Origin of the sequence: Sphingobacterium sp. JB170, assembly GCF_900163865.1 — a bacterium.
Taxonomy (GTDB): Bacteria; Bacteroidota; Bacteroidia; order Sphingobacteriales; family Sphingobacteriaceae; genus Sphingobacterium.
The window spans coordinates 61,471-73,315 of sequence record NZ_FUKU01000043.1 but is presented as its reverse complement, the minus strand read 5'-3'; the positions used below and the strand labels follow the sequence as shown (position 1 = coordinate 73,315).

The following is an 11,845-nucleotide window of genomic DNA, read 5'->3' as shown; positions in this document are numbered from 1 at the left end:
TATATTACAATTTTCGGCTTATGCAGTACTGATTCTTAACTTTACGGATTAATAGCGCACACTATTTTCCGCTTATCGAATAAATAGAAAATAAATCAACAACAAAACCGCAATAGCAATAATCATTGTCCATGGAATCGTTTTAGCTGCCGGTTCATCATTTAATTGATCTTTTGCCGTCTGAGGAACTTCAGTACGCGGGGTACTATCCCGGTTTAAATCCTCACTAAATTTATCATTTTGCTCTTCCATAACGTTCAAATTTTAATTAAATTGCGATCAAAATGCCCAGTTGACGCGTTTAAGTCTTGGCTGTCGGTACACGTTTCTCTTATGCAAAGAACAGTTTAACGATACAATTGTTTGTAGCTCGACATAAACTAGATTCAACCTCGTTGTATAATAAGAATTATTCGGAAGTTTCAGGCAATGAATCCTGACGATCCAGCGAATCTCGTGACAGGGAATCTTCGTTTAGCGTATCCGTAGTACCATACAACGATTTATCAGACTGATTCAAATTATATCTCGATTGATCCATTTCGCTTACCGGTCCCGGGTTTTCTGTATTATCGGTCTGGTCACCTGCGTTACTGCAAGAAGCTAACGCTACTACTAAAGCTAGGAAAAAAAAACTGCTCAATACTTTCATATCTTTTCTATTTTAAGTGCATCTAACTACTCTATTCATTTAAATTTTAAAACTTGTAATAAGAACACTTCAAATACGCAAAATGTTTACTTTGTTTTCATGCACTCACTAAAAAACGGAAGTACATGAGCCAAAACAACATATATGCATCTTATTAAAAGAAACTTAAACAGATATACTTTAAAACTTAACAAAAAACGATACCGACGCCTGCGGATTTCCATTCGTAATACAGTTGGATTCGCTCACATTTTAACCAATTCTGCTCATATTAGATCATTTTTTTACATGTACTGATGTTTTCTTAAATTCGGTATTTATATTTGAAGTTGACTTAAAAGATTCTAAAAAGCTGATGAAAAAAACAACAGGACTCCTCGTGTTACTTTTATATGCATTTACTTTTCATGCGCAGGCGCAGCTGCTGAAAGCACGCAATTTATTTAGCAAGGCTGATTCACTTCGCGGTACCCTTACCCCTCTTCGCACGTGTTACGATATTCATTATTATCATTTGGATGTGAAAGTAGACATCGAGCATAAGTCCATTTCCGGGAGCAACCTTTTTAAGTTTACGGCAACGGAAGATTTTCAAAAATTACAATTTGACCTTTTCGAAAACCTTTCCGTGGACCGAGTAATGTATCAGGGGAAGGAGATTCTATTTACCCGAGACTACAATGCAGTTTTCGTCGAATTTCCAACCATTATTGAAAAGGGAAAAGTGGATTCGTTCCAAGTGTACTATTCCGGACCCCCCATTGCTGCCACCCGCGCACCGTGGGACGGTGGTTTTGACTGGAAAAAAGATAGCCAAGGAAAACCATGGGTTGCCACCGCTTGTCAAGGTTTAGGCGCTAGTGTGTGGTGGCCAAATAAAGACCACCAATCGGACGAAGTCGATAGCATGCTCATTTCTGTATCCGTTCCAAATGGTGTAATGAACGTCTCCAACGGGCGACTTATAAAAACAGAGAAAGACGGAAGTGATTACACCAAATATCACTGGAAAGTATCCAACCCAATCAACAATTATAACGTCGCGCTTAATATTGGGGATTACTATCACACGGAGGAAATTTATCAAGGTGAAGATGGCCCACTTACTTTTGATTATTTCGTTTTAAATGAAAATAAGGATAAACTTCGGCACTTGAAAAAAAATGCAACTCAAACTCTGCAAGCCTTTGAACATTGGTTCGGACCATACCCTTTTTATCGTGATGGATATAAACTCGTCGAAACAGCACATTTAGGTATGGAGCATCAAAGTGCTGTTGCTTATGGCAATAAATATCAAAACGGATACCTAGGACGTGATAATTCCGACACCGGTTGGGGATTAAAATGGGACTTTATTGTCGTCCATGAGTCCGGTCATGAGTGGTTTGGAAATAACATTACCTCGAAAGATTTAGCAGACATGTGGATACATGAAAGCTTCACTAATTATTCGGAAGCCCTTTTTATCGACTACCATTTCGGAAAGCAAGCCAGTCAGGCGTACGTGCATGGTAATAGAAAAGGTATACTAAATGATTCTCCTATTCAAGGACCATACGGCGTGAATAAAGAGGGGTCCGGTGATATGTACATCAAAGGCGGCGTCTTAATGAATACGATACGCACCATCATACAGAATGATGAAAAATGGCGAAGCATACTCAGAGGATTAAATAAAACATTTTACCACCAAACGGTTAATTATGCAGATATTGTAAACTATGTCAATAAAAAAAGTGGATTTGATTTAACGAAAGTATTCCAACAATACGTGCAGTATAAATCTATTCCCACTTTAGAGGTAAAATTAGACAACAACAACCAGTTGATGGCTCGATGGATAAGCGAAGTCAATCAATTTAAAATGCCCATACACATGGGGGTAAAAGGCGGTACTTTACAACGTTTTGAGATCAGCTCGGCTTTTACACCTGTAGAATTGAAACTCGAGGATTTAGAAAGTCTAGAAATCGACACTTTTAATTATTATATCGGTGTACTAAAACAATAAAGCCCTCGGTTTCACGTTAGCCAATAATGCTAAATTCATTCATTTAATGATTTACGATGGGTATCATTTTTTCCTATAGAACAAGCGGGTAAAACCATTTTTTTTAATTAGGTTTGCATTAAATTTTGAAATCAAGACAACACAAACTCAATGGGGTTATTTAACTGGTTTACGCAAGAGGTTGCAATCGATTTGGGGACTGCTAACACCCTAATCATACATAATGACAAAGTAGTAGTGGATGAGCCTTCTATTGTTGCGTTTGATCGTACCACCAATAAGGTAATTGCGATCGGACGACAAGCCATGCAAATGGAAGGTAAAACACACGACAATATAAAAACTGTGCGACCATTACGTGACGGTGTTATTGCTGATTTCACGGCAGCCGAGCATCTTATTCGTGGAATGGTTAAACTTGTAAATAATGGTAAATCTTGGTTCTTCCCTTCCTTACGCATGGTGGTATGTATCCCATCTGGCATCACGGAAGTTGAAAAACGTGCAGTACGCGATTCAGCGGAAATTGCCGGAGCAAAAGAAGTCTACCTAATTCACGAGCCGATGGCTGCAGCGGTAGGTATTGGTATCGACGTGGAAGAGCCAGTAGGAAATATGATCATCGATATCGGGGGAGGTACCACGGAAATAGCGGTAATTGCCCTTTCAGGTATAGTTTGTGATCAATCTATCCGTGTTGCGGGTGATAATTTTGATTCGGACATCGTACAATATATTCGGCGTCAACACAATATAATGATCGGTGAACGTACCGCAGAAAAGATAAAAATTGAAGTTGGGGCAGCTTTACCTGAACTTTCAGATCCGCCAGCGGATTTTGCAGTGCAAGGGCGAGACCTGATGACGGGGATACCGAAGCAAATTACGGTCTCTTATACCGAAATTGCACACTGTTTAGACAAATCGATATCAAAAATTGAAGAAGCAATATTAAAAGCTTTAGAGATTACTCCGCCAGAACTTTCGGCCGATATATACCAAACAGGGATCTACCTTACGGGAGGAGGCGCGCTACTCCGTGGGCTAGATCGACGCATACAAGCAAAAACAAAGCTACCCGTCCATGTTGCCGAAGATCCACTTCGCGCAGTCGTGAGGGGTACTGGAATCGCATTAAAAAACATTGGACGCTTCAAATTTTTGATGCAATAAAGAATTGACACTTAATTACATATACGCGATATAGAAAGGCTTACTAGTACTCTATATCGCGTATTTGTTAGCAGCAGTAAACGAATACGAATGAGAAACCTTTGGCTATTTCTTGTAAGATATAATGCTATATTCTGGTTCATTCTTTTTTTTGCGATCTCGATCGTCCTTGTAGTTCGCAATAATACTTTCCAACGTGCTTCATTCGTCAACTCTTCGAACGTGGTGGTTGGGAGTTTCTATCAAAATGTGAATTCTTGGAAAAGTTACCTTGCTCTAGATGAAACAAATAGAAAACTGGCCGATGAAAATGTACTTCTCCGTCAACAGATCCAAAATATCCTACACGCTGACTCGACGGTAGACTCGGTATTCTTGGCTGATTCAATCCAACAAGGTCGTTATGAATTTACAGTTGCAGGCGTCGCAAATAATAGTATCCATCAAAAAAGCAATTACTTAACACTTGATAAAGGTTCTTTGGATAGTATCGAAAAAGGCATGGGAGTTATCACATCAAATGGTGTGGTTGGGATAGTCCTTCAAACCTCTCCGCATTTCAGCGTTGTACAATCGTTATTACACCCCGATACGCGCATTTCAGTAACTTTGGATAGTTCAGAAGTATTCGGATCGCTGGTATGGGGCAACAATATTGACCCCCGATTTGGCACTGTACGCGACGTTCCGAACCATGTTCAAGTCAAAAAAGGCGAAAAAGTTTTTACCTCGGGCTATTCATTATTTCCATCCGGTATTCAAGTAGGCAAAATTGAAGAAACGGGGCTCACATCCGGCGAGAGCTTCCTCGACCTAAAGATTAAACTTTCAACTGACTTTGCGAACCTCAGCCATGTCTACATCGTGCGAGACTTAATGCTTGAAGAGAAATCAAACGTAGAAGTAACAACTGAAGATCATGAGTAAGGTTTTTATTTCAAATATCGTCCGTTTTATTGTACTTCTGCTACTACAGATTGCCCTTTTTAAGAATATTGGATATTATAATTTTGTTGCAGGATTCCCATACATACTATTCGTCTTCTTGTTACCAATAGCGCTATCAAACCTCATGTTATTTATTTTAGCATTTTTAACAGGGTTAACAGTGGATGCGTTTTATGACTCTGTCGGCGTACATGCAGCGGCATGTACTGCACTGGCATTATTCCGAATATTCTTCCACAAGATAACGCTCGATGTGGAGATCAAAGATTCGTTCAATACGCCCTCAATTGGGGAAATGGGAACAAAATGGTTTCTCTCCTATATATTTTTCGGAAGCTTGATTCACCACCTGTTCCTTTATATGATAGAAACATTTTCTTTTTCTAATTTTCTCCACACCTTAGCAAGCACAATTTTAAGTAGTATATTTACCGTATGTATACTGCTCTTGATCAGTTTACTGACATACAGAAGGAAATCACGGATAAGTAGTTTTTAAATAGGGATAGGTTGGGTAATGAATAGTTTTTTCGCGCGCAAATTTGTAATTCAAGGGATTTTTATAGCAATAGCAGCTATTATTGTAATTCGGCTATTCTATATTCAGATTATCGATGACTCCTACCTCCTATCTGCGAACAATAATGTACTGCGAAAAGTAGTCGTATATCCTGCACGTGGGGTGATTTACGATAGGGATGGAAATGTACTTGTTCAAAATGAACCGGTCTATGACCTTTTGGTTACCCCCAGAGAGGCTAAAGAGATTGACACTGCACTACTTTGTCAAATAATTGATATCGACAAAAGCGGGTTTGAAACAAGAATGAATAAGGCACGCACACATTCACCATACCGTGCATCAATTTTCGAAAAACAATTATCAGCCAGTATTTACGCCCGCCTTCAAGAACACCTTTATAAGTTCCGCGGATTCTATGTTCAAAACCGTACGGTTCGTAGCTATCCCGATAGCATTGCGCCACAACTTTCAGGCTTCATACAAGAGGTTAATGACAAAGACATCGAGCGCTCTGGCGGATTTTATCGACCCGGCGATTATATCGGTGGCGCTGGAATAGAACGTTCATACGAAGACTTACTACGTGGGCAGCGCGGGGTGAAAAACCAAATGGTGGATGCGTTAAATAGACCTAAGGGTATATTTATGGAAGGTAAATACGACACCTTAGCGGTCTCGGGTGAAGGGTTAATTTCGACCATTGATCAAGATTTGCAGGTGTTGGCCGAAAAACTTATGAACGGGAAAGCAGGATCGGTCGTAGCCATAGAACCCTCTACAGGAGAAATACTTTCTTTTGTAAGCGCACCATCGTATGACCCAAATTTAATGGTCGGCCGCGAGCGCGGGAATAATTACATGAAACTTTTAAACGACGAGAACCGTCCTTTGTTTATTCGCCCTATTCAAGCATCATACCCTCCGGGGTCGGTATTTAAAGTGGTATCCGCCCTGACAGCGCAACAGGCTGGTCTCATTGACGAACACACCATTTTCAACTGCCCTGGTGGCTATCGTTACGGAAGAGGCGGACGAGCGATCATGCGCTGCACACACGTATGTGGACCAACTGATTTAGTGCGGTCGATCCAGCGTTCCTGTAACACCTATTATGGGCATACATATGCTAAAATGATTGATTCCCGCGGAATGTCTGGACCAAAGGCGTATGATCTATGGCGCGAAGGATTACATAAATTCGGTCTGGGTGTAAAGCTAGGTATTGATTTACCCGGTGAACGTGCCGGACTTGTTCCAACATCCGATTTTTACACGAAACGTTTTGGTAGCGATAAATGGAGTTCAAGCTATAATATTTCCCTGTCAATTGGTCAAGGAGAATTAGGTATCACACCATTACAAATGGCCAATGTTATGGCGATTGTTGCCAACCGTGGATTTTATTATCGCCCTCATCTGGTGAAAGGTATTGGCGAGAAAAAAATCATTAAAGAGGAGTTCACGGAAAAAATGAGCGCTGGAGTGGATGCGAAATATTACGAACCCGTGATCGAAGGGATGAGTCGCGTCGTAAATATGCCCGGTGGTACGGGCTATAGCCTAAGAATTAACGGTATTGAAATGTGTGGAAAAACCGGTACCGCGCAAAATCCACACGGTAAACACCACGCGGTTTTTTTCGCTTTCGCTCCAAGGGAGAATCCCAAAATCGCAATCGCCGTTTTCGTTGAAAATGCTGGATACGGCGGTGTATGGGCTGGCCCGATAGCGAGTATGATGGTCGAAAAATACATCAATGACACCATCACAATGCCTAAGTATGTACAAGATCGAATCTACAATGCTCATTTCCTTCCCGAACCGGAAAAAGAAGACGTAAAAAAAGATAGCGTAGAAAAGAAAAAAGACGCATTAAAAACACCGCCTAAGAGCGCACAAATGCCGGGTTCTAAAAAGGAATATTATGTACACCATAGCCAGGTAAGAAATAGATATGAATAAGATTGGTGAAAAAAGTTTCTTCGGCAGCATAGATTGGTTCACCGTTATCCTTTGGTTTTCATTATGTTTAATAGGTTGGTTTAATATACACGCCGCTGTATTCGATCCGGAGCAGCCTGGTTTATTTAACCTAGGGACCAACTACGGAAAACAATCTATTTATATACTTACGGCGCTCATCATTGGCTTCAGTATCCTGATCATAGACTCAAAATTCTTTATTTCGGCGTCACCAATAATTTATATTATCGTCATACTTCTGCTGATAGCAGTACTCCTAATCGGTAGAAATGTCGGTGGAAATCAGGCTTGGATCGCTATTGGGAGCTTCCGCTTACAACCATCCGAATTTGGAAAGCTAGCAACCTGCTTGCTTTTAGCATCTTACCTGAGTAATCAGACGCAAAAACACCCCAACAAAAAAACACTATTCATAAGTACGCTGATCGTGCTTTTCCCAGTTACATTGGTCATGTTACAACCTGATACGGGTTCTGCTTTAGCTTTCTTCGCGCTTATATTCGTGTTTTATCGTGAAGGCTACGTGGGAAATGGGCTATTAATGCTTGGAGGGTTAGCAATCTTCCTATTTGTCATGGCACTATTGGTTAATCAGTGGCTTTTGATCTGTATCTTATTACTAATTTGTGGTCTGTTCGCATATAACTTACGCAAAAAACGGAAGTATTTGATAAATCTAGGTATCCTATTTGCCGCATGTTCTCTTTATGTATTATCGGTAGATTTCGCTTACGAAAAAATATTACAACCCCATCAACGTAACCGAATCGATATTATCTTGGGCAAGATGAGTGATCCACGCGGTCAGGGATACAACCTAAACCAATCTAAAATTGCCATAGGTTCAGGTCAACTTTTTGGAAAGGGTTACCTCCAGGGGACACAAACAAAATACAACTTCGTACCTGAGCAAAGCACGGATTTTATATTTTGTACCGTCGGTGAAGAATGGGGGTTTGTCGGCTGTCTAGTGTTGATCAGCATATACGTGACACTTTTGATACGGCTGATAAATATCGCCGAACGGCAACGAACGGCATTCGCACGTATTTACGCCTACGGCGTGGCGTCAATACTTTTCTTTCACTTTTTTATAAACATAGGTATGACTATTGGAATTGTACCTGTAATTGGGATCCCGCTGCCTTTTATAAGTTACGGGGGATCCTCATTATGGAGTTTTACGATACTTCTATTTATACTACTACGCTTCGATTCTAGTAGAAAAGGTTTAAACGGGTAATCTCGATCGATCTCGGTCCAATATATAGTGAAATTTTGGTCAATAATATTTCCCGATGGGATTGAAATAAGGTGCTTGAAAACGCTTATTTGCGTCATTAACGCGTCACTCAAACTGACGTTTCCAGACCCCATCTACAATATAAAGGGGATTTTCTTCCGCCTTTCAGCAGTCATCGTTATTCCGCATCTCATTTTCCCTAGTTCCGTATTAAATGTGCAACGTAGAAGCGGTTTTAACGAATTCTAACATCTTGTCTATATCAAATATTTTAGCGACATCGTATACTGAAAATTTTCTCTTCCAAATTAGAGCCGTGTTACTTCCATAACGCGTTGTCCAAATTTTCATTTCCAACAATCATCTAAAAATAGGAAGCCAATTTCATTCTGCCTTTTCTTAATTTCTTAATGCCTGTCCGAAAAGATTTTACAAATTCACCGGCAGAACTATGCGGTGGTAAAGAGGCATTTCAAGATACGGTCATTCTATAATCTATCCAGGACGTAACGAATCGTTTGATCAATGATTTTTTTGGGGTTACTCGAGAAGTCTTCGTTCACTCTGCTTGCCAAAATCGCATTAATTGAAAGTGCATGATGCCCAAACATATTGGCCAGTGCATAAATTCCAGCTGTCTCCATTTCCAGATTGGTAATTAAGCGTCCATTAATCGTAAATGCATTAACACGTTGAATAAGATCAGGATAAACATTCGCTGAACGGACGGACCTCCCTTGGGGTGCGTAAAAACCCGGAGCAGTCATCGTTATGCCTTTAGGAAGGTCTCCAGCAATTTGATTAAGTAATTTTTCGCTTGCGCTTCCCACATAGGGCTTAAACGACAGGCTTGAAAACTCTTGTTGGATTGCTGCTTGTATTTCCCGCTCCTGTGGGGAGTAGCTTTTAATATAAAATTGCATAAGCGCATCAAATCCGATTGCATATTCACTCGCCAGTATGGTGCCCATTTTAATATCGCCCTGAATAGAACCTGATGTTCCTATTCGAATAATATCCAGACTTGTTAAGTCTCTTTTCAACGAACGAGTAGCAAAATCTATATTCGCTAATGCGTCAATCTCATTAAACACGATATCAATATTGTCCGTACCAATTCCGGTTGAAATAACCGAGATACGTTTTTTACGTAACATCCCGGTGTGCGTGATAAATTCTCTTTTCCCTTTTCGAATCTCAATTGTATCGAAATGCTTAGATACGATTTCCACGCGATCGGGATCTCCTACAAAGATTATCGTCGGTGCCAAATCCTCCGGCAATAAATTTAAATGATATATACTTCCGTCGGCATTTAATATTAATTCTGAGTCTGCAATCATAATGTCGTTCCAAAAGAATAGGTTAGTCCTTCCATTTTTTCAAGCCTGTCGATAACGAAGTTTACTTGCATTTTTCGAACCTCAATTTCTATCGAGCAGGTATTGTCAAATTCTTGCTTTAAGGTAGTTAAATTTTCCTCTTTAACCAAGCGCATCACACTGTTCATTTGTAAATAATCGAATCGGATCACAATTGTTTCATTCACAGTTCTTTCCACCAGAAAGCTATTATCGATGGCATCAACAGTCGCTGACTTATAGGCATTAATCAATCCAGGAACGCCCAGTAATGTCCCTCCAAAATAACGAACGACAATCACTATGATATCGGTCACATCCTTTGACAATAATGCATTCAATATTGGTCGCCCTGCAGTACCCGAGGGTTCGCCATCGTCATTTATTCGAAACACATTCCGATCTTGCGAAACCCGGTAAGCCCAGCAATGATGTCTGGCTTTTGGATGAAGCGCCTTTAGCTTGCCAAGAATCTCTTTAAGCGACTCCTCCCCTTTGAAAGGGTAAGCATAAGCAATAAACTTACTTCCTTTGTCTTTAAACAGCCCTTCACTAGGCTGTTCAATGGTGACATATGTGTCTTCAAACAAACTCACGAAAACGCTATGATTAATACAGATAACACGGCTAACAACAACCCAATTTTGTTGTATTTAGACAGCTGCTCCTTAAATATATATACGCCAACTATAGCGCCTACCAAAATCACGCCGATGTTCATCCCGGTAAAGACCGCAGACGGACTCGTAGATAAAGCGCCATGAGCTTTCATATAGAATAAAATATTCCCAAAATTAAACCCTCCTAAAAGAATACCCCATAGTATTACTTTATAATCAATATGTTGCTTCCGGATTGACATATTGTAAAATAACAAACTAAAAGCAACCAGCATTGCTAGTATAAATACCACCAGCATAGAAAAGACATAAGGCACGTTCGTATAGGTCGCTATTTTCTTGAATAAGATATCGATAACCCCCATACCAATAAAAACAGCAATTGCATAGCCCCACTTCCCGTTCGCAAGTGACGTTTTTCCTTTTCCCCAACCGATCGTTAAAAGGATTGCGAGCACCCCCACCCCGATTCCAATAATTTTTGCTAGGCTTATCTCTTCATGAAATATAAAAAAGGCAGCCATCAACGGTAAAAACAAAGACAACCTTTGTGCGATTTCTGTTTTCACAATCCCACTATACTGAATGGAATAAGCAATACAAAGAAAAATTACAGGTAGAAGTATTGCAAGAGCAATGTACAGTCCCCAGGGTAGTAGTGCGAGCGACACGTTTGTAGATCCGGGGTTTAAAAAAAGAACCGTCGCTAGCGCAGCTACCGGATAGTTCCAAACAATAAGATGCAAATAATTTGCCCCGTTCTTTTTTGCTATCTTGATAATAACGGAAACAGTAACGCTACAAATAACGCTTAAAAGAACATATAACATAATCAATGACCAATAAATATCTAGTAGAACTTTATTTTTCAGCCCCAATGTTACGAATCTTTATAATAATTACCTAAAAATGCTCGGTATTTTACAACTAACTGATAAACAGATGAATGCATGTAAATTAATATAAAAAACCACATTACTTGCCATAAAACATCGAGTAAAATCAATAATATATACATCAATTTTACACACAAAAAAAGCACTATAAATAAGCAAAATTACAACCAATTTTAATCAAATAAATGATGTAAAAAATCAATATAAATTAGCAATATATGATTAAAAAAAGAGTGTAAAAATCAATAAATAGCCATTAATATGCAAATAAAGCATCATTACTCCAAAATAACAATCTCATTTTATACAACACAAAAAACACATAAAAACACCCTAAAAAAGAGGATAAAATACCTCCATATAACAGCAATAAACTCTATAAAATAAATTAAAATATATTTTGGTTATTTAATAATAAAGAGTACTTTTGGA

Annotated in this window: 11 protein-coding genes; 6 read left to right on the top strand and 5 right to left on the bottom strand. The window is 39.4% G+C overall.

Annotated features, from left to right (window positions below; all coding sequences use genetic code 11):
* Positions 1-72: 72 nt before the first annotated feature.
* Together FM107_RS12895 and FM107_RS12890 are read right to left on the bottom strand one after the other, a co-directional pair.
* Entirely contained in the window at positions 73-252 is a 180-nt protein-coding gene (locus FM107_RS12895; protein WP_086948919.1) for a hypothetical protein, read from the bottom strand.
* 157 nt (positions 253-409) lie between these two features.
* Positions 410-652: a hypothetical protein gene (locus tag FM107_RS12890; RefSeq protein ID WP_086948918.1), complete on the bottom strand. Its 243-nt coding sequence runs from the start codon at positions 650-652 to the stop codon at positions 410-412.
* Between the two features lie 355 nt (positions 653-1,007).
* Here FM107_RS12890 and FM107_RS12885 point away from each other — a divergent pair, with 355 nt between their 5' ends.
* From FM107_RS12885 to rodA, 6 genes are all read left to right on the top strand, one after another.
* The gene (locus tag FM107_RS12885; RefSeq protein WP_086948917.1) at positions 1,008-2,666 is read left to right on the top strand and encodes a M1 family metallopeptidase; all 1,659 of its coding nucleotides are present in this window, start codon (positions 1,008-1,010) and stop codon (positions 2,664-2,666) included.
* Between the two features lie 150 nt (positions 2,667-2,816).
* Positions 2,817-3,839, top strand: coding sequence for a rod shape-determining protein (locus tag FM107_RS12880; protein ID WP_086948916.1), 1,023 nt, complete (start codon positions 2,817-2,819; stop codon positions 3,837-3,839).
* Positions 3,840-3,929: 90 nt separating this feature from the next.
* Complete coding sequence (gene mreC / locus FM107_RS12875; RefSeq protein WP_086948915.1) at positions 3,930-4,766, top strand: rod shape-determining protein MreC; 837 nt, start codon at positions 3,930-3,932, stop codon at positions 4,764-4,766.
* Entirely contained in the window at positions 4,759-5,286 is a 528-nt protein-coding gene (locus FM107_RS12870) for a rod shape-determining protein MreD (RefSeq protein WP_086948914.1), read from the top strand. Before mreC ends, FM107_RS12870 begins: the two co-directional genes overlap by 8 nt.
* Positions 5,287-5,304: 18 nt before the next feature.
* On the top strand, positions 5,305-7,272 hold the full coding sequence (gene mrdA / locus FM107_RS12865) for a penicillin-binding protein 2 (RefSeq protein WP_086948913.1): 1,968 nt from the start codon (positions 5,305-5,307) through the stop codon (positions 7,270-7,272).
* Entirely contained in the window at positions 7,265-8,536 is a 1,272-nt protein-coding gene (rodA, locus tag FM107_RS12860; protein WP_086948912.1) for a rod shape-determining protein RodA, read from the top strand. Before mrdA ends, rodA begins: the two co-directional genes overlap by 8 nt.
* A gap of 488 nt (positions 8,537-9,024) precedes the next feature.
* Here rodA and FM107_RS12855 read toward each other — a convergent pair whose 3' ends face one another.
* The 3 genes from FM107_RS12855 to FM107_RS12845 are packed head-to-tail and all read right to left on the bottom strand — an operon-like array spanning position 9,025 to position 11,347.
* Entirely contained in the window at positions 9,025-9,879 is an 855-nt protein-coding gene (locus FM107_RS12855) for a nucleoside phosphorylase (protein ID WP_086948911.1), read from the bottom strand.
* Positions 9,876-10,493, bottom strand: coding sequence for a YigZ family protein (locus FM107_RS12850; RefSeq protein ID WP_086948910.1), 618 nt, complete (start codon positions 10,491-10,493; stop codon positions 9,876-9,878). The genes FM107_RS12855 and FM107_RS12850 overlap by 4 nt, the downstream gene beginning before the upstream one ends.
* Positions 10,490-11,347 (bottom strand): DMT family transporter, encoded by an 858-nt coding sequence (locus FM107_RS12845; protein ID WP_086948952.1) that lies wholly within the window; start codon positions 11,345-11,347, stop codon positions 10,490-10,492. Before FM107_RS12845 ends, FM107_RS12850 begins: the two co-directional genes overlap by 4 nt.
* Between the last annotated feature and the right edge of the window lie 498 nt (positions 11,348-11,845).